General features: G+C 70.2%; 14 protein-coding genes. 7 read left to right on the plus strand and 7 right to left on the minus strand.

The features are described 5' to 3' along the window. Nucleotides 1-470: 470 nt before the first annotated feature. Nucleotides 471-1,079, minus strand: a complete 609-nt coding sequence (locus ACFY2X_RS35210) for a hypothetical protein (protein ID WP_389947179.1) — start codon at nucleotides 1,077-1,079, stop codon at nucleotides 471-473. 244 nt (nucleotides 1,080-1,323) lie between these two features. Then, complete coding sequence (mscL, locus tag ACFY2X_RS35215) at nucleotides 1,324-1,752, minus strand: large conductance mechanosensitive channel protein MscL (protein ID WP_389947181.1); 429 nt, start codon at nucleotides 1,750-1,752, stop codon at nucleotides 1,324-1,326. Between the two features lie 264 nt (nucleotides 1,753-2,016). On the opposite strand from mscL, the gene ACFY2X_RS35220 reads away from it, so the two are divergent. The 4 genes from ACFY2X_RS35220 (at nucleotide 2,017) to treZ (ending at nucleotide 11,392) form a co-directional block, all read left to right on the plus strand. Continuing rightward, nucleotides 2,017-5,208, plus strand: coding sequence for a BTAD domain-containing putative transcriptional regulator (locus ACFY2X_RS35220; protein ID WP_389947183.1), 3,192 nt, complete (start codon nucleotides 2,017-2,019; stop codon nucleotides 5,206-5,208). Nucleotides 5,209-5,385: 177 nt separating this feature from the next. After that, the gene (gene glgX, locus ACFY2X_RS35225; protein ID WP_389947326.1) at nucleotides 5,386-7,491 is read left to right on the plus strand and encodes a glycogen debranching protein GlgX; all 2,106 of its coding nucleotides are present in this window, start codon (nucleotides 5,386-5,388) and stop codon (nucleotides 7,489-7,491) included. Next, a complete protein-coding gene (gene treY, locus ACFY2X_RS35230; protein WP_389947185.1) occupies nucleotides 7,484-9,664 on the plus strand; it encodes a malto-oligosyltrehalose synthase in 2,181 nt (726 codons plus the stop codon). Before glgX ends, treY begins: the two co-directional genes overlap by 8 nt. Before the next feature lie 3 nt (nucleotides 9,665-9,667). Then, entirely contained in the window at nucleotides 9,668-11,392 is a 1,725-nt protein-coding gene (gene treZ, locus ACFY2X_RS35235; RefSeq protein ID WP_389947187.1) for a malto-oligosyltrehalose trehalohydrolase, read from the plus strand. Nucleotides 11,393-11,466: 74 nt separating this feature from the next. Here treZ and ACFY2X_RS35240 read toward each other — a convergent pair whose 3' ends face one another. The 3 genes from ACFY2X_RS35240 to ACFY2X_RS35250 form a co-directional block, all read right to left on the minus strand. Continuing rightward, nucleotides 11,467-12,420 carry a YbgA family protein gene (locus ACFY2X_RS35240; RefSeq protein ID WP_389947189.1) on the minus strand — a complete coding sequence of 318 codons (954 nt, stop codon included), beginning with the start codon at nucleotides 12,418-12,420 and terminating at the stop codon, nucleotides 11,467-11,469. Next, nucleotides 12,417-12,941, minus strand: coding sequence for an RNA polymerase sigma factor (locus ACFY2X_RS35245; RefSeq protein WP_389947191.1), 525 nt, complete (start codon nucleotides 12,939-12,941; stop codon nucleotides 12,417-12,419). The genes ACFY2X_RS35240 and ACFY2X_RS35245 overlap by 4 nt, the downstream gene beginning before the upstream one ends. An 81-nt stretch (nucleotides 12,942-13,022) precedes the next feature. Beyond that, nucleotides 13,023-13,949, minus strand: a complete 927-nt coding sequence (locus tag ACFY2X_RS35250) for a MerR family transcriptional regulator (protein WP_389947193.1) — start codon at nucleotides 13,947-13,949, stop codon at nucleotides 13,023-13,025. Nucleotides 13,950-14,111: 162 nt separating this feature from the next. Here ACFY2X_RS35250 and ACFY2X_RS35255 point away from each other — a divergent pair, with 162 nt between their 5' ends. The 3 genes from ACFY2X_RS35255 (at nucleotide 14,112) to ACFY2X_RS35265 (ending at nucleotide 17,098) form a co-directional block, all read left to right on the plus strand. Beyond that, entirely contained in the window at nucleotides 14,112-15,386 is a 1,275-nt protein-coding gene (locus ACFY2X_RS35255) for a cryptochrome/photolyase family protein (protein WP_389947195.1), read from the plus strand. A 48-nt stretch (nucleotides 15,387-15,434) separates the two neighbouring features. Next, nucleotides 15,435-16,376 (plus strand): hypothetical protein, encoded by a 942-nt coding sequence (locus ACFY2X_RS35260; protein WP_389947197.1) that lies wholly within the window; start codon nucleotides 15,435-15,437, stop codon nucleotides 16,374-16,376. Between the two features lie 320 nt (nucleotides 16,377-16,696). Continuing rightward, nucleotides 16,697-17,098: a VOC family protein gene (locus tag ACFY2X_RS35265; protein WP_389947199.1), complete on the plus strand. Its 402-nt coding sequence runs from the start codon at nucleotides 16,697-16,699 to the stop codon at nucleotides 17,096-17,098. A gap of 2 nt (nucleotides 17,099-17,100) precedes the next feature. Here the strand turns inward: ACFY2X_RS35265 and ACFY2X_RS35270 are convergent, their stop codons facing one another. Then, nucleotides 17,101-17,451 carry a hypothetical protein gene (locus ACFY2X_RS35270; RefSeq protein WP_389947201.1) on the minus strand — a complete coding sequence of 117 codons (351 nt, stop codon included), beginning with the start codon at nucleotides 17,449-17,451 and terminating at the stop codon, nucleotides 17,101-17,103. 36 nt (nucleotides 17,452-17,487) lie between these two features. Further along, on the minus strand, nucleotides 17,488-18,165 hold the full coding sequence (locus ACFY2X_RS35275; protein WP_389947203.1) for a uracil-DNA glycosylase: 678 nt from the start codon (nucleotides 18,163-18,165) through the stop codon (nucleotides 17,488-17,490). Between the last annotated feature and the right edge of the window lie 15 nt (nucleotides 18,166-18,180).

Below are 18,180 nucleotides of genomic sequence, written 5' to 3' on the forward strand. Positions count from 1 at the left end.
GACCAGGCGTGAGTCGTTTCGCTCAGCGGCGGCGGGGAGGCGGCTTGGGAAGGCTGACGAGAACGCCGCGGCTGGCCGGAGAGCCGCAGCATGGCCAGCGACCGCCCGACGCGGCGGGCCGCGAAGCGGGCTGCCTTTGAAGACGTAAAAACTGACGATCATCGTCGTCCCGGGCCAGGTAGCCAAACGCCGGTTCGGGTGCGAGGCGCCGACGTCCAACGGCTATCGGGCAAGGTCTTGCGGAGCCCGATCACGAGCGATTCGGAGAGCTTGAGGGTCAAGCTGCTCATAGGACGGCTGCGGTGTTCGGGAACCGGGCAGCGGCCGGGGAGTGTGAGGGGCCGGAGGCCCCTCACCTGGGGTTGGGGCGAAGCCCCAAAGAGACACAGCCTGAGCGTGATACGCGCGTAGCGCGACGGGTGCGAGGCCCGATCAAGGGGCCGCAGTGACCCGCGCCCGCTGAGCCGGGCTCAGACCCGGTGCCAGTCGTGGCGGTCGAGGAAGGTGCGCTTGCCGGTGGCGTATTCGGAGAAGGCGCGCTGGACCGGTTCCAGGTCGGAGACGTGGGTGCGGAACAGCAGGTTCTGGACGCTGTCCTTGTACTCCAGCTCGTATCCCGTGATCTCGGGGGATGTCTGGATGAAGTGCTCGCCGAAGACGACCAGGGCGGTGAACGGGTTCTCCGGCGACATGGTGGCCAGCGCGTCGCCGACGAGCCGCAGGTCGGGGTCGACGACGATCATCCCGTCGCCCGTGTGCATCTGCATGCCCGGATAGACGCCCAGCGGGGTCAGGTTGTGCACGAGCTTGCGCTGGGGGTCGTAGCAGACCAGCTCGCATTCGCGGGCCAGGGCGAAGACCTTGCCCGACACCTCGTCGGCCCGCTCCAACTCCACGGTGACCACGGCGTGAGCAGGGGAGATCTGCTCGGCCTCGGGCAGTCGCCCGGCGAACGCCGCGACGCCGGGGTGTGGCTCGGCGGCTCCGGGCTCTCCCCGGCGGAGTGCCTGGAAGACGCTCTCCGCGCGTTCTTTGGTGATCGGTTTGGGCTCGTGCCAGACGGCCAGTTCGAAACTCACGCTCTCATCGTCCTACAAGTGATTTTCCGGGCTAACCTGATGCTTTCCCAACATCGCCGCCCTCGGCCAGACGCATGGTTTCAGTATTCACGAACCGTGTTTCGTTGACTACTCCAAGTGGTCGAGGCGGAGGAGGGACGCCGTGCCAGGTCTGTCAGGGGCAACCCCGCCCTGGCCCGACCGTAGACGGGCCCCGGCGCCGGAGGCACCGCCCCTGAGCGTCACCGGGCCCCGGCGTCGGAGGTCAGGCCGACGGCTTGTCCGCGGCACGGACCGCCGACAGCTCCACGGTGCAGAACGCGCAGCGACTGGCGTCGACGGGGATGTCGCTGAGGCACTCCGGGCACTGCTTCTCGGTGGCCTTCTTGTCCCTGTCGAAGAAGGCCATGAGCCGGGTCATCGGCATCACGATCAGCCAGTAGACCACCGAGGCGATGATCAGGAAGCTCAGCAGGTGGTTGATGAAGTCGCCGTACATGAACTCGGCGCCGTTGACCTTGAACACGTACCGTGAGAAGTCAGGCCCCCCGCCGCCGGTGATCGCCGCGATCAAGGGGGTGATCAGGTCCTTGACCAGTGCCTGCACCAGGCCGCTGAAGGTCGCTCCGATCACCACCGCCACGGCGAGCTCGACGAGGTTGCCTCTCATCAAGAACTTCTTGAATCCGCCCATCCCGCGAGTCCTCCATTCGCAAGAACGCTCGGACTACCCTCCTGGCCGGGGTCAAACGTCGAAATTCCCGTGTTTGACGGCCTTGACGAAGCCGCTCCACTTCTCGCGAGTGAAGAACAGGACGGGTCCGTTTCACCGCTCTCGCGGTCTCGTACGCCGACTCGACAGGCGCGGACCGCTCCTGCCGGGAAACGGCGCCGGTCGTCGCGCGGGCACGACAGGCATGAAAGGTAGTATCTGCCCATTTGCGAGCGAGGTGGCCTGATGGACTTTCGTGTGCTAGGGCCGGTCGGCGTGATCACCGACGACGGGACACCGCTGGACATCGGGCCTTACCAGCAGCGGACGGTGCTGGCCATGTGCATGCTCGCCGCACCCCGTCCGGTCGGGCTGAGGCGGATGATCGACGTGCTCTGGGAGGACGGGGCGCCGCCCGGGGCGGTCAACACCGTTCAGGCCTACATCTCCAAGCTCCGCCGCGTCTTCGAGCCCGGCAGGCGGCGGAGCGTGGCTCCCACGATCCTGGTCAGCAGGCCCGGGGGCTACGCCCTCGACATCTCCGAGCGGGCGCTCGACCTGCTCAGGGCCCGGGAGCACGCGGCCGCGGGCAGGCGGATGATCGCCGCCGGGGACTACGAGGCCGCGGGCGGGCGGCTGCGGTCGGCGCTGGGGGAATGGCGGGGCGAACCGCTGGCCGACTTCGAAGGCGCTCCCTGGGCCGTGGAGGAGATCGCCCGGCTGGCCGAGTTCCGGCTGACGCTGGAGGAGGACGTGGCCGAGGCCGATCTCGCGCTCGGTCAGGGGGCCCGGCTGGTCGGCGAGCTGGCCAGGTCGGTCGCCGCCCATCCGTTCAGGGAACGACTTCGTGTGCTCGGCGCCCACGCGCTTTATCAGGCCGGGCGGCAGGCCGACGCGCTGGCCGTGCTCGCCGAGGGACGCAGGCTGCTGGTGGAGGATCTGGGGCTGGACCCCGATCCCCGGTCGAGGGAGATGGAGCGGCGCATTCTCGCCCAGGACCCCGCGCTCACCCCCCGGGTCCGGACGGCGTTGCGGCGGACCGCCCGGCTGGTCGGCCGGGACGACGAGGCCGCGACGCTGGAGAAGGCGGTCGCGGGCGACGGGCATCGGGTGGTGCTGCTGGCCGGGGAGCCGGGAATCGGCAAGACCAGCCTGGCGGAGCAGGCGGCCGAGACCGCGCGGGCGTCGGGGCACCGGGTGGTGTGGGGCCGTTGCTGGGACGGCGTCGGCGCGCCCCCCTTCTGGCCGTGGACGCAGGCCGTACAGGAGCTGGTCGGCAAGGACGGTGAGCTGGCTCAGCTCGCCGGCGCCGGGCAGTTCCAGCTCTACGAGGCGTTCGCCCGGCTGCTGAACGAGCACGGCCGGGTCCTGATCGTCCTCGACGACCTCCAGTGGGCGGACGCGTCGTCGCTGCGGCTGCTCTCGTTCCTCGCCTCCACCCACCTCTGCCCGGAGCTGACCGTGGTGGCGACCTACCGAGACACCGACGTACGGCCGGGCGGCGCGCTGGAGCAGGCCCTCGGCACGCTGGTACGGCTGCCGCACGTGCGGCGGCTCATCCTCGGGGGTTTCGGCGAGGAGGAGATCCGCGAATATCTCGGCAGGGCCGGTGCCGATCCCGGCCGAGCCGCCGAAATGGGCAGGCTGACCGCGGGCAACCCGTTCTTCCTGGGCGAGGTCCTGCAACTGGGCGAGACCCCGCAGGCGCTGTCCGACGTCGTGCGCGGCCGGATGGCCGGCCTGCCGCCGGACACCGAGGAGGTGCTGACCGTCGCGGCCCTGCTCGGCCGGGACGCGGCGACGGACATCCTGATCCGGGTGGTGGAGCTGCCCGAGGACCGGGTGCTCGACATCCTGGACGCCGCGGTCCGGGCCCGGCTGCTGGTCGAAGGCGACGGGCTGACCTGCCGGTTCGTTCACGACATCGTCCGTGACGTGCTGCGCGGGGCGCTGCCGCCGCTGCGCCGACGGCGGCTGCACGCGCGGATCGCCGAGGTGCTGGAGGAGCGGAGCGGGACCCGCCTCACCGAGATCGCCCACCACTACCGGGAGAGCCTGCTGACCGCCCGGATGACGGGCAAGGCCATCGGCTACACCCGGCGCGCGGCGGCCCAGGCGATGGGCCAGTTCGCCCATGAGGACGCGGTGGAGAACCTGAAGCAGGCGATCGCGATGATCGACCGGCTCCCCAGGTCCGATGACGCGCTCCGTTGCGACCTCCTGCTCGACCTGGCCGAGGCGCAGGCGGCGGCGGGGCTGAGCATCGCGGCCCACGCCTCGCTGGAGGCCGCCGCGGAGATCGCGGAGGGGCTCGGCGACGACAATCGGCTGGCCAGGGCGGTGCTGGGCTTCTCCGATCCGATCAACCTGGCCATGTACGAGGAGGTGACCGGGATCGCCCGCCTCGCCGAGCGCATCGACCGGGTCCTCGTCTCTGGCCTGGCAGAGGACTCGCCGTGGCGGGCCCGGCTGCTCGCCGCCGCCGCGATGACCGGTTCCATCGTCCGGCCCGTCGAGCGGAGTGTGGCGATCGCGGGGGAGGCGGTACGGCTGGCCCGCCGTACCGGCGACGACCGGGCCCTGTCCCACGCGCTGATCGTTCAGGCGATCGTGCTCAGGCACGATCACGACCATGACCACAGGCAGGCGATCGTCGACGAGATCGTGGAGATCGGCCGCCGCACCGGTGATCTGGCCGTCGAGTGGGTCGGCAGGGAGTCCCACTACGTCGAGCTGGTGGCCCGGGGCCGTACCGGCCAGGCCGCCGAGCTGCTGGCCTGGCTCGGGGAGACCGCCGACCGGCTGCGGCTTCCCTCGATGGTCAGCCTGGTCGCCTGGCAGCGCGCGATCCAGGCCTACCTGGCCGGGCGCTTCGCCGAGGCCCTCGCCGCGGCCGAGGAGTCGGGCACGGCCCACCCGGAGGGGGCTCTGGGCCGGGACGACGCCCATCTGCGGCACGGCGTGTTCCGCTTCCTGGCACTCCGGGCGGAGGGCAGGCCGGGTGAGGCGCTCGCGGTGGCCGACGAGATGCTGGGTCACCGTCCCGGCCAGCGGCCCTGGCAGATCCTGCGCTGCCTGGCCCTGATCGACCTGGACCGGACCGGTGAGGCCCGTGAGGTCTTCGCCGAGCTGTCCCGTGATGACTTGGCTCCGATCGGCCCGGACCTGAGCTATCGGTTCGTGCCCGACGCCGTCAGCGAGATCTGCGCGTCGCTCGGCGACGTGACCGCCGGACGGGTTCTGTACGGCCGGCTCGCCCCGAACGCCGGACGGCTGTTCGGCTGGTCGGTGACCGACCTGTGCCTGGGGCGGCTCGCCCTGCTGGAGGGCGACTCCGAACGGGCGGGATCGCATCTGCGGGCGGCCGAGTCGTTCGTCGCCGATGCCGGGCTGCACCTGTACCAACCCGTCCTGCGCGCACTACGGCAACACCTTTAACCCGCCTTCCGGTCATCCGTAGTCGCGGAACATCGTTCACACCCGTGTTGTGCTGGAACTCAGGCCCCAAAAAGGCGAATGTCATGCATGGGACGCAGTTCACTGTGAGAAGGAGGGGAATGTGTGCATCACAGGGAGAACATGGGGCATATGTCCCCACCGCTGAAGGGCGGTGCAATGATCGAGATCTGGCCGGGCGACCCCTACCCGCTGGGAGCCACCTACGACGGCGCGGGAACCAACTTCGCGCTTTTCACCGAGGTCGCGGAACGCGTCGAGCTGTGCCTGTTCGACGAGGACAACCAGGAGAGCAGGGTCACCTTCACCGAGTGCGAGGGATACGTCTGGCACGGCTACCTGCCGGGCGTGGGCCCCGGGCAGCGGTACGGCTACCGCGTGCACGGCCCCTACGACCCGGCGCGGGGGCTGCGGTGCAACCCCGCCAAGCTCCTGCTCGACCCCTACGCCAAGGCCGTGGAAGGGGACGTGACCTGGGACGAGGCGGCGTACGGCTATCACTTCGGGCAGCCGGACAGCCGTAACGACACCGACTCGGCCCCGTTCGTCCCTCGCTCCATCGTGATCAATCCGTTCTTCGGGTGGGGGCACGACCGCCCTCCCAGCACGCCCTACCACGACACGGTGATCTACGAGGCGCACGTCAAGGGCCTGACCGTCAACCACCCGAAGATCCCCGAGCGGATCCGCGGCACCTACGCGGCCATCGGCCACCCGGAGATCGTCGACCACCTGACCGGCCTCGGGGTGACGGCGATCGAGCTCATGCCGGTGCACCAGTTCGTCACCGACCACGTCCTCATCGAGCGGGGGCTGACGAACTATTGGGGCTACAACAGCATCGGGTTCTTCGCCCCGCACAACGCCTATTCGAGCACCGGCCAGCGCGGCGGGCAGGTGCTGGAGTTCAAGGCCATGGTCAAGGCGCTGCACGAGGCGAACATCGAGGTCATCCTCGACGTGGTCTACAACCACACCGCCGAGGGCAGCCATCTCGGCCCGACGCTGAGCATGCGGGGCATCGACAACGGCAGCTACTACCGGCTGGTCGACGACGACAAGCGCTACTACATGGACACCACGGGGACCGGCAACAGCCTGTTCATGCGCTCCCCTCACGTGCTTCAGATGATCATGGACTCGCTCCGCTACTGGGTCATCGAGATGCACGTGGACGGGTTCCGGTTCGACCTCGCCGCGACGCTGGCGCGCGAGCTGCATGAGGTGGACCGGCTGAGCGCCTTCTTCGACCTGGTCCAGCAGGACCCGGTGTTGTCGCAGGTCAAGCTCATCGCCGAGCCGTGGGACGTCGGCCCCGGCGGTTACCAGGTCGGCAACTTCCCCGCCCGGTGGACCGAGTGGAACGGCATGTACCGCGACACGATCCGCGACCTGTGGCGGGGAGAGCCCGCCTCCCTGCCGGAGTTCGCCTCCAGGCTGACCGGCTCCAGCGACCTGTACCAGGACGACAGCCGCCGCCCGGCCGCCTCGATCAACTTCGTCACCTGCCACGACGGGTTCACCCTCCAGGACCTGGTCTCCTACAACGGCAAGCACAACGAGGCCAACGGCGAGCACAACCGGGACGGCACCGACGACAACCGCTCCTGGAACTGCGGCGAGGAAGGCCCCGCCTCGCTGGCCATCGAGTCGCTCCGCGAGCAGCAGAAACGCAACTTCCTGACCACGCTGTTCCTGTCCCAGGGCGTGCCGATGATCTCTCACGGCGACGAGCTGGGCCGCACGCAACAGGGCAACAACAACGTCTACTGCCAGGACAACAAGCTGAGCTGGGTGGACTGGTCCGACATCCGGGAGAACTGGCTGCTGCTGGAGTTCACCCGGCGGCTGGCCAAGCTCCGTGCCGACCATCCGGTTTTCCGGCGGCGCCGGTTCTTCTACGGCCGGCCGGTGCGAGGCTCCGAAGACAGCCTCAGTGACATCGCCTGGTTCACCCCTAAAGGGGAGAAGATGACCGACGGAGACTGGAACGTGGGCTACGCCAAGTCGCTGGCGGTCTTCCTCAACGGCGACGCCATCACCGAGCCGGACCGCCGGGGGCGGCGGATCACCGACGACTCGTTCCTGCTGATGTTCAACGCCCACCACGACGTCATCAACTTCACGATCCCCAGGGACTACGGCGAGATGTGGCTGACGGAGATCGACACGGCGATGCCGATCACGATGGACACCCGGATCTGCCGGGCCTCCGAGAACGTTCCCGTGGTCGGCCGATCGGTGAGGGTGCTGCGCCGTGTCTGAGGCCTTCACACTGCCGGTGGCGACCTACCGGGTCCAGCTGACCCCCGACTTCGGGTTCGCCGAGGTGGCCGAGCTGGCCGGCTACCTGAAAGAGCTGGGGGTCAGCCACGTCTACCTGTCGCCGATCCTGCAGGCCGTTCCGCAGTCGCGGCACGGTTACGACGTGACCGACCACTCCCGCGTCCGGGAGGAGTTCGGCGGGATCGAGGGCCTGCGGGCGCTGTCGGCGACGCTGGCCGGACACGGGCTGCGGACCGTCGCGGACATCGTGCCCAACCACATGACGGTCCCGGTGCCGGAGTCGGGCAACAAGGCCCTGTGGTCGGTGCTCAAGGACGGGCCGGCGTCGCCGTACGCGTCGTGGTTCGACATCGACTGGAGCGACGGCAAGGTGAACATGCCGGTGATCGGCGACTCCGTCGAGCCGGTGGTGGACGGCGACGTGTTGCGCTACCACGACCACGAGTTCCCCTTCCCCGGCACGCACTATCGGCTGGTCGACTGGCGACGCGGGCCCGGCTATCGGCGCTTCTTCGACGTGTCCTCGTTGATCGGCCTGCGGGTGGAGGACCCGGAGGTCTTCGCCGCCACCCACGAGGTGACGCTGAGGCTGATCGAGGAGGGGATCGTCCACGGGCTCCGGGTGGACCACCCCGACGGGCTGGCCGATCCGCGCGGCTACCTGGCCCGGCTGCGCGAGGCCTCGGGCGTGTGGACCGTGGCGGAGAAGATCCTGATCGGCTCCGAACGGTTGCCCGCGGACTGGGACTGCGACGGCACCACCGGCTACGAGGTGCTCAACCGGATCACCGGGCTGTTCGTCGACCCGGCCGGGGGCGCGCCGCTGACGGAGCTGTTCACCGCGCACACCGGTGTGCCGCACGACTACGCCACCGTGGTCCGGCAGTCCAAGCGGGAGGTCCTCGACCTGTTCTTCGGCGCCGAGATCGACCGGTTGCACGCCGTCGTCGGCTCCGACCGGGAGACGCTGGTCGAGCTGCTCGCCGCGATGCCGGTCTACCGGGCCTACGTGGTGCCCGGGGAGCCGGTGCCGGAGGAGTCGGCCGCGATCGTGGAGACGGCCGGGCGGGTCGCGGCGTCCCGGCTGCCCGAGGGCGCCCCGGTCGCCGAGGCCGTCGACAGGGTGCTGCACGGCCCGGCCGAGGCGGTCGTCCGGTTCCAGCAGACCTGCGGGCCGGTGATGGCCAAGGGGGTGGAGGACACCGCCCTCTACCGGTGGTATCCACTGGCCTGCCTGAACGAGGTGGGCGGGGAGCCGGACCGGTTCGGCGAGCCGGTGAGCGACTTCCACGCGTTCTGCGAGGAGATGTCGCCGGGCACCATGACGACCCTGTCCACACACGACACCAAGCGCTCGGAGGACGTGCGGGCCCGGCTGGCCGTGCTGTCGGAGCTGCCCGAAGAGTGGGCCGCGGCGGTGGGGGAGTGGTCCTCGAAGGTCTCCTTCGACCCGGTGCTGGACTATCTGGCCTGGCAGAACCTGATGGCGGCCTGGCCGATCAGCCGGGACAGGTTCTTCGAGTATCTGTTCAAGGCGGCCCGCGAGGCCAAGACCTCGATCTCCTGGGCCACTCCGGACCCCGCCTACGAGGAGGGCATCCGCGGCTTCGCCGCCCGGGCCATCGAGGAGTGCGGCGCCTCGGTTGCGGAGTTCACCGCCAGGATCGAGCCGTACGCCCAGTCCAACTCCCTGGGCCAGAAACTCGTCCAGCTCATGCTGCCGGGCGTGCCCGACCTCTACTGGGGCAACGAGATCACCGACTTCTCCCTGGTGGACCCGGACAACCGCCGTCCGGTCGACTTCGCGCTACGCCGCCGGATGCTCGCCGGGGAGGGCGGCTCCCCCTGGGACAGGGCCAAGCTGCTGGTCACCACCCAGGCGCTGAACCTGCGCCAGAGGCTGGATCCGGCGTCGCCGTACGTCCCGCTGGAGGCCGACGAGCACGCGATCGCCTTCGCGCGCGGGGACGGCGCCGTGGCGGTGGCCACCCGGCTGCCGGTCGGGCTGGCCCGGCGCGGCTGGGGGAGCAGGACGTTCACACTGCCGCACGGCAGGTGGCAGGACCTGCTGTCCGGCGTCGAGCACACCGGCCGGATCCCGCTGGCCCACCTGCTGTCCGCGTACCCCGTCGCGCTGCTGGAAAGGCGATAGTCCATGTTCGAGGTATGGGCGCCGCAGGCGTCAACGGTCGAGGTGGAGGTCGAGGGAACCCGGCACCTGATGGTGGCGGGGGCGGGCGGCTGGTGGTCGGCGGAGGTGCCGGGGGCCGGACACGGGACCGACTACCGGTTCCGGCTGGACGGCGGCGAGGCGCTGCCGGACCCCCGCACCCGCTGGCAGCCCGAGGGGATCTTCGGGCCGAGCCGGGTCTACGAGCACGACCGGTTCGAGTGGGCGGACGACCTGTGGCGGGGGCGTGACCTGCCCGGCTCGGTGATCTACGAGCTGCACGTCGGCACCTTCACCCCCACCGGGACCTTCGACGCGGCGATCGAGAAGCTCGACCATCTCGTCGCGCTGGGCGTCGACTTCGTCGAGGTCATGCCGGTGCCGCCGGTGCCGGGCAAGCGCAACTGGGGCTACGACGGGGTGGACCTGTGGGCCGTCACCGGCAACTACGGCGGTCCCGACGGGCTCAAGCGCTTCGTCGACGCCTGCCACCGGCGGGGCCTCGGTGTGATCCTCGACGTCGTCTACAACCACCTCGGCCCGTCCGGCAACTTCCTGGCCCCCTTCGGCCCCTACTTCCACTCCAGCGCCTCGTCCTTCTGGGGCCAGGCGGTCAACCTGGACGGCCCCGGCTCCGACGAGGTGCGCCGCTACTTCATCGGCAACGCGCTGCAGTGGCTGCGTGACTACCACATCGACGGCCTGCGGCTCGACGCCGTGCACGCCCTGCACGACAAGCGGGCCGTGCACCTGCTGGAGGAGCTGGCCACCGAGGTGGACGCGCTGTCGGCGTCCGTGGGCAGGCCGCTGACGCTCATCGCCGAGTCCGACCTCAACGATCCCCGGCTGATGACCCCGCGCGAGGCCGGCGGGTACGGCCTGGCCGCCGCCTGGAACGACGACGTCCACCATGCCCTGCACGTGGCGGTGACCGGGGAACGGCACGGCTACTACGACGACTTCGCCGGGGCCCTGCCCAAGGTGCTCACCTCGGCCTACTTCCACGACGGGACCTACTCGACCTTCAGGGGGCGCTCGCACGGCCGTCCGGCGGGCCACGTGCCCGCCTACCGCTTCGTCTGCTCCGCGCAGAACCACGACCAGATCGGCAACCGCGCCGAGGGGGACCGGGTCGCGCCGGAGGCGTTGCGGCTGGCCGCCGGGCTCCTGCTGACCTCGCCGTTCACTCCCATGCTGTTCATGGGCGAGGAGTGGGGCGCCCGCACGCCGTTCCTGTTCTTCACCGACCACGTCGAGCCGCAGCTCCGCGAGGGCGAGGCCGACCGGCGGAGGAAGGAGTTCGTCGGCTTCGGCTACGACGACTGGGCGGACAAGGCTCCGGACCCGGGTGAGGAGATGACGTTCCTGCGCTCCAAGCTCGACTGGAGCGAGCTCGACCACGACGCCCACCGGGCCCACCTCGACTGGTACCGGTCCCTGATCGCGCTGCGCCGCGCGCATCCGGACCTGTCCGACCCGAGGCTGGACCGGGTCCGGGTGGACCACGGTGAATCCTGGCTGGTCGTCCATCGGGGAGCGCTCCGCGTCGCCGCCAACCTCGGCACGGTTCCGCTCACGGTCCGGCTCGCCCTCGGTCAGGTCCTGCTGGCCTCCGACCCCGGCATCCACTTCGGCAAGGATCCCGACGACCTGGGCGAAGGGCTGATCCTGCCCGCCCGCTCCCTGGCGGTGGTCCGGCTCGGCCAGTGAGCCGCCTTGCCGTCCCCAGCCGGGCGGCTGACGCCGCAGCAGGGATTGGGCCAGACGCCGCATGGCCCCGCGTGTCACGCGGGGACGTGGTTGCGCAGGCGGAGTTCTTCCGGATAGGGCGAGAAGTATGTCTGGTCCCGGACGTATTCGGCGGCCTCGCCCCGGGCGTGATGGCGGAGCAGAGTCGCCGGAACGCTGAGCGCCACCCGGCCGGCCTGGTAGGAGGCGATGACCTCCACCAGGTCGGCCCGCCGGGCCTGGTCCAGCGAGTCGCTCATCATGCCCAGGCAGTGGTGGAGCACGTTGACGTGGCGGCCGATGCCGGCCTTTCTGGCGAAGGCCGTACGGAACGCGTGGGCGTAGTCGGCGGCCAGTTCTTCGCGGGACCGCACGCCCGCCTGGGCCACCACCCGGCCCGCCTCCCGGTAGGCGGCGGGGTCATGGGCCAGCATCTGCATCTTGTGCCGGGAGTGGAAGGCGACCAGGTCGCGTGCGCGCCAGTCGCTCTCCAGAAACGCGCGCAGCCGGGCGTGCGCGAAGATCCGCTCCACGAACGTCTCGCGGAGCAGCGCGTCGTTCAGCCGCCCCTCGTCCTCCACCGGCAGCAGCGGGAAGGCGTCGAGGATCCGCGCCGCGAACACGCCCCTGCCCCTGCGGTCCACGGCCGTGTCGCCGGCGTAGACCGGGATGCCGTGCACCCCGCAGCTGGGGCTCTTGGACTTGAAGACGTAGCCGTCCACGTCGAGGACGCGCACTCGCTCGGCGGCCAGGGAGGTGATCCTGCCGGTGAGGTCCACCCGGGTCTTCCTGGTGACCAGGCGCGGCCCCCGCGAGGAGCGTTCGAGGCGGAGGGTCTCGCGCGGGCTGCCGAGGCCGATCTCCATCTCCGGGCAGATGCGCACCCAGTCGACGTAGGGGTCCAGCTCTCCGCTGAGGAACCTGTCGCGGCTGTGGCCCCCGTTGAACCGCACCGGCTCGCCCATGAGGCAGCTCGACACCGCGACCTTGGGCCTGACCTGGCTGTTCATGCCGCGAGCGGGGTGAGGATGTTTGACAGGCGGCGCAGCCCGCGCGCCGTACGGGCCTTGACGGTGCCCAGGGGAACGCTCAGCCTCTCGGCGATCTCCCGCTGGGTCAGCTCGCCGTAGTAGGCCAGCTCGATGGCCTGGCGCTGCGGTGCGGGCAGCTCCGCCAGCGCGCGCATGACCTGGTCGCGCTCCGCCATGCCGTCTCCGTGGGCCCGGCCGTCGGTGCCCGCCGGGTCGGCCACCAGGTCCAGCGACACCGTCTGCGGGGCGCGCGTCCGCAGGTGGTCCACCGCGCGGTTGCGCGCGATGCCGAGCAGCCAGGCCGGGAGGCTGCGGGCCGGGTCGAAGCGGTGCCGCGACCGCCACACTTCCGCGAACACGATCTGCTGCAGGTCCTCGACCTCCTGCGAAGGGACGAACCGCCGCAGGTAGGAGCGGACGAGCGAGCCGTGGGCGTGGAAACACTCCGCCAGCGCCGTGTCGTCGCCTTCGGCGAGCCGGATGTTCAAGGTGTCTGTCATGGTGCCCCCTCACCACGAAAACCTATTCAAAACTTATTCATATGTGCTCGACCTCATGATCGCAAGCCTGGGCGGAAAGGATCAGCGCGGCGCGGCGGTGATCCGGGCGAGCGCGTCGCGGAACGACGTCACGCGCGAGATCCGTGGCGGAAGGTCCTCCCACCAGCCCGGCCCGCCGATCACGAGCCGGCTCGGCGGGCGCAGCAGAGGCAGGGAGGCCAGCGGCGCGGGATCACCGGTCTCGGGCCGCTGGGACCAGACGAAGACCACCGCCGGGCCGAGGCGGCGCATCGCGTCGGCCAGGGCCGGATAGGGGGTTCGCGCGCCCAGCACCCGCGTCTCCACGCGGTGGTTGACGGTCAGCGCGGCGGCCAGGGCGTAGACCGGCAGGCTGTGCTGTTCCTCTTCGGCGCAGGCCAGCAGCACCGGCCGGTCGTTGACGGGCAGGACCGGGGGTTCGGCGAGCCGGGCCAGCGCGGCCAGCACCCGATCGGAGAACAGGTGCTCGACCTCGACGCTCGCGCCGGTCTCGGCCTGGCGCCTGCAGATCGTCTCGAAGACCGGAAGCACCAGCCGTTCCCAGGTCCACACGATCCCGTGCCTGTCCAGCGCCGCGTCGATCCAGCCGGAGACGGTCTGGCTGTCCAGCGCGACCGCCGACCGCGCCAGCATCGCCGAGGTCGGGATCTCGGGCCGGGGCTCCGGTACGGCGGGCGAGAGCCTGTCCGGGACCGAGTCCGCGGGTGGGGCGACCCCGGTCCTCAGCACCTCCCGCGCCGCGTCGGCGGCCGGGAACCCGGCCCTGATGAGCCGGTTCATTTTCTCAAGGCGCCGCAGGTCACCCGTGTCATAGCGGCGATGGCCGCCTGGGCTGCGGCGGCTCGGCCCAATCCCGTAGCGCAGATTCCAGGTGCGCAGCGTGGGAGCGGGCACGCCGAGCTTGCGCGCGACGGCCCCGATCCCGTAGCCCGGCTCCTCCTCCGTGGTCACCTGGCCCTGCTCGTCCATCCTCGTCTCGCCCCATCCCTGAGATCGTCCTATCAGCTTGCCAGGCAGTGTGAGTGACTCGTCTCCTGCGATTTCTTCGGCCGGTCGGCTCCGATGGATGCAACCACCGGCGCGGCGGTCACGAAACACCTTGTAACGGCCCAGTCATGAAGGCGACCTGCGATGGATACCGTCATTGTCCTGTTCAACCGTGATCTCCGGGTGCACGATCACCCGGCGCTGGCCGCCGCGTGCGCGAACGCGCGCCACGTGGTTCCCCTGTTCGTGGTCGACCCCGGCATGCCCTCGGGCCGGCGGGCGGGCTTCCTGATCGAGTCCCTCGCCGATCTGCGCGAATCGCTTCGCATGCGGGGCGGTGAGCTTGTCGTCCGATGGGGTGATCCGGTGGCGGAGACGATCCGGCTCGGACGTGAGCTGCCGGCTCAGGCCGTCTATGTCAGCGCGGACGTCAGCGCGCTCGCGCGGAGCCGGGAGCGGCGGCTGGCCGAGGAGTGCGAGCGGCACCGGATGGGGTTCCGCCGCTTCCCCGGCGTGACGATCGTGCCGCCGGACGCGCTCAGGCCTTTCGGCGGCGGAGACCACTATCGGGTCTTCACGCCCTACTGGCGGGTCTGGAGCGGGCACGGGCGCCGGGAGATCCTGGAACCTCCCCTTACGGTGCCCGTCCCTATGGGGCTTGCGGCCGGACCGCTCCTCACGGCGAGACACGAGCCGCACGGGCTGTTCAGGGGCGGTGAGACGGCGGCGCGCGAGCGCATGGAGCGGTGGCTGAAGCACCGCGCCGGCGACTACGCCGACGGCCGCGACGACCTCGCCGGGAACCGCACCTCCAGGCTCAGCCCCTACCTGCGCTTCGGCTGCCTGTCACCGCTGGAGCTGGAGTCCCTGTCCGGCGACGGCGACTTCGTCAGGCAGTTGTGCTGGCGCGACTTCTTCCACCAGGTGACGCTGGCCTTTCCTCGCATCAATCGGGACGACTACCGGGCACGCGGGCAGCGATGGCGTGACGACGAGGACGCGGCGCGGGCGTGGAAGGAGGGCCGGACCGGGGTGCCGATCGTGGACGCGGCCATGCGGCAATTGCTCGCCGAGGGCTGGATGCACAACAGGGCCCGCATGGTCGCCGCGTCGTTCCTGGTCAGGCGCCTGCGGGTGGACTGGCGCGTCGGCGCCGAGCACTTCTCCGACCTGCTGCTCGACGGTGACGTGCCCGACAACTACGGCAACTGGCAGTGGGTGGCCGGGACCGGCAACGACACCCGGCCCAACCGGATCATCAACCCCGTCCGGCAGGCCAGGCGGTTCGACCCGGACGGCGAATACATCCGGCGGTATCTGCCCGAGCTGGGCACCGTACCGGGAAGGCTGATCCACGAACCGTGGCGGCTGCCCACGGGGATCCGGGACTATCCCCCACCGCTGGTCTCGATGGGCTGACGCCATATCGGACGGAACGATTTGTCCCCGCCACGCGTCGCAAAAGGTGTGACTTCCTTCGACAACATCGACGACGATCTGCGCGCCGCCCGCGAGCGAGTGCGACGGCTGGAACAACTGACCAGGCAGCGTCAGGCGGTGGCCGTGCAGCTCGACGAGGTCGAGCAGCTGATCAGTGACCTCGGGGACCAGCTTGTCAAGGAAGAACGCGACGTCTCCAGGCTGGAGAACGGTGGCTTCGCGGCGTTCCTGTCCGGCCTCGCCGGGTCCAAGGAGGAGAAGCTCGCCAAGGAACGCGCGGAGGCGCAGGCCCTGCGGCAGCGCCTGGACGGCCAGCGGAACCGGCTCGAATGGTTGAAGGCCGACCAGATGGCCGTGGAGCGTGGCCTGGCCAAGGTCGGTTCGGCCCAGGAGGAGTTCGCCGCCCTGCTCGAACGCAAGGAACGCCTGCTGGTGGAGTCGGCCGACCCCCGGGGCCGCGAACTCACCGAGATCGGCCAGTGGCTCGCCAACACCCACGCCGATCTCCGCGAGCACGAGGAGGCTCGCCAGGCCGGGGTCGCCGCCGTCCAAGCGGTCGGCCAGGTTCTGCGCTGCCTCGGCAATGCCCGCGGCGCCTCCACCTGGGACATGCTGGGCGGCGGCGGCATCGCGGACATGATGGAGCACGGTCATCTGCGCAACGCGGACGAGGCCGCCTGGCACGCCCAGCGGGCTCTGGACGCCTTCTCCCGAGAGCTCGCCGACATCGGGATGCAGGTCAATCCGCAGCTGCCGAAGGTGGACACCCGCTGGTTCGCCGACATGTTCTTCGACAACATCATCACTGACGCGATCAAGCACCAGCGAATCGCCCGTACCGGTCAGGCCGTCAACGAGGTCGCCCAGTGGGCGGACGCGACGGTCGGCAACCTGGCCGCGCGCTGCGGTGAGCTGGCGCGTCAGCGTGACTCCCTCGTCGCCCGCCGCGAGGCCCTCCTCACCGCCTGAGGGGGAGAGGGCTTCCTCGGTACCTGGGGGAGCCGCGTGAGGGAAGGTCCGCCCGCCGGGCCGGGTCGTCTGAGGGGAGGGCCGTCCGGCGGGCGAGATTGCTGGAGAGGGCGTCCAGTGGCCGGGCTGCTTGAGGGAAGGGCCGTCCGGCGGGTGGGATCGTTTGGGGGAAGGGTCGTCCGGTGGGCGGGGCCGTTTGGGGGAAGGGTCGTCCGGCGGGTGGGACCGTTTGAGGGGAAGATCCGCCCGGCGGGCTGACGGGAGGGGCCAACGGTGGCAAGCTCTGCCTAAGGCATCCCACCGTCTCGATGGAGGGCAGCATGTCGACGCCCCGTGTGGTTCCGTTCCTCCGCTACCAGGACGCTCCGGCCGCCATCGAGTGGCTGGGCAAGGTCTTCGGTTTCCAGCCGGCGCTCACGGTGCCCGGCCCCAAAGGCGGCATCGGGCACGCCCAGCTCAGGCTGGGGGACGCGGTGATCATGCTGGCCTCCGTCCGGTCCGGCGAGCCGTACCTGCGCAGCGCTCTGGATCTGCCGGCGGTCAGCCAGGGGGTGTTCGTCGTGGTGGAGGACCTGCAGTCCCACTACGAGCGGGCCAGCGCCAGGGGTGCGGAGATCGTGATGGAGATCGAGACCACCCCCGAGGGCATCAGGATCTACCAGGCCTTCGACCTGGAAGGTCAGCTCTGGGCCTTCGGGGATGGCTTCGTGGTCAGCGAGTGACCTCAGTGGCCGTGGCCGTGGCCGTGCGAGTGGTCGTGATCGTCGTCGTCCTCGTCGGAGGGGGCGTCGGTGGGCTCCACGCCTAGCACGGCCTCCCGGGGCTCGACCTCGTCGATGTGCTCGATCAGGCCGATGACGTGGTCCGGCTCGATGAGCCACTGCAGCGCCGTGGCGCCGGTCTCGTCGGCGGAGACCATCTCCGCCTGCTCCCGGCGCTCGTCGTCGTCCAGGTCGGTGTCCGGGTGGTTGATCTCCTTCAGTGCGGCGGTCTGGAGCGCGCCGATGTCCTGCACCTCCACGGTCAGCTCAACTGTCAGACGCAGATAGCGTTCGGTGCCCGATTCATCACTCATGGTGGAAATCCTAGTGCCCTGGCGGGGTGGGATGGGCTAGGGCAGCTTCCAGTCGACCGGAGTCGCGCCCTGCTGTTCGAGGAGTTCGTTGGCCCGGCTGAACGGCCGGGAGCCGAAAAAGCCGCTGCGAGCCGACAGGGGGCTCGGGTGGGCGGACTCGATGGCCGGGAACTTGCCCAGCATCGGGCGCAGGTTGCGGGCGTCGCGGCCCCACAGGATCGCCACCAGCGGCTTGTCACGCTCGGCGAGCGCCTTGATGGCCTGCTCGGTGACCTCTTCCCAGCCCTTGCCCCGGTGTGAGGCCGGCTTGCCCGGCATGACGGTGAGCACCCGGTTGAGCAGCAGCACGCCGTGCTCGGCCCACGGGGTCAGGTCGCCGTTGCTCGGCATCGGCAGCCCGAGGTCTTCGGTGAGCTCCTTGTAGATGTTGCGCAGGCTGCCCGGGATCGGGCGGACGTCGGCGGCCACCGAGAAGCTCAGGCCGATCGGGTGGCCCGGCGTGGGATAGGGATCCTGACCGACGATCAGGACCTTGACCTCGTTAAAGGGCTGCTGGAAGGCGCGGAGCACGTTGGGCCCCGAAGGGAGGTACTGCCGGCCCTCCGCCACCTCACTCCGGAGGAAGTCACCCATCTCGGTGATCTTTTCGGCCACGGGCTCCAGGGCCTTGGCCCACCCGGCTTCCACGACTTCGTTCAAAGGGCGTGCGGACATACGGAAACCCTATCG

The sequence above is a fragment of the Streptosporangium sp. NPDC000396 genome, assembly GCF_042898655.1.
Taxonomy (GTDB): Bacteria; Actinomycetota; Actinomycetes; order Streptosporangiales; family Streptosporangiaceae; genus Streptosporangium.

Excerpts from the sequence above, each read along its gene's own strand:
- ACFY2X_RS35250 (WP_389947193.1), bottom strand. The coding sequence starts at position 13,949 with ATGGACGAGCAGGGCCAGGTGACCACGGAGGAGGAGCCGGGCTACGGG.
- ACFY2X_RS35265 (WP_389947199.1), top strand. The coding sequence starts at position 16,697 with ATGTCGACGCCCCGTGTGGTTCCGTTCCTCCGCTACCAGGACGCTCCG.
- ACFY2X_RS35245 (WP_389947191.1), bottom strand. The coding sequence starts at position 12,941 with ATGACAGACACCTTGAACATCCGGCTCGCCGAAGGCGACGACACGGCG.
- ACFY2X_RS35275 (WP_389947203.1), bottom strand. The coding sequence starts at position 18,165 with ATGTCCGCACGCCCTTTGAACGAAGTCGTGGAAGCCGGGTGGGCCAAG.
- ACFY2X_RS35270 (WP_389947201.1), bottom strand. The coding sequence starts at position 17,451 with ATGAGTGATGAATCGGGCACCGAACGCTATCTGCGTCTGACAGTTGAG.
- ACFY2X_RS35255 (WP_389947195.1), top strand. The coding sequence starts at position 14,112 with ATGGATACCGTCATTGTCCTGTTCAACCGTGATCTCCGGGTGCACGAT.
- treZ (WP_389947187.1), top strand. The coding sequence starts at position 9,668 with ATGTTCGAGGTATGGGCGCCGCAGGCGTCAACGGTCGAGGTGGAGGTC.
- ACFY2X_RS35220 (WP_389947183.1), top strand. The coding sequence starts at position 2,017 with ATGGACTTTCGTGTGCTAGGGCCGGTCGGCGTGATCACCGACGACGGG.
- glgX (WP_389947326.1), top strand. The coding sequence starts at position 5,386 with ATGATCGAGATCTGGCCGGGCGACCCCTACCCGCTGGGAGCCACCTAC.
- mscL (WP_389947181.1), bottom strand. The coding sequence starts at position 1,752 with ATGGGCGGATTCAAGAAGTTCTTGATGAGAGGCAACCTCGTCGAGCTC.
- ACFY2X_RS35240 (WP_389947189.1), bottom strand. The coding sequence starts at position 12,420 with ATGAACAGCCAGGTCAGGCCCAAGGTCGCGGTGTCGAGCTGCCTCATG.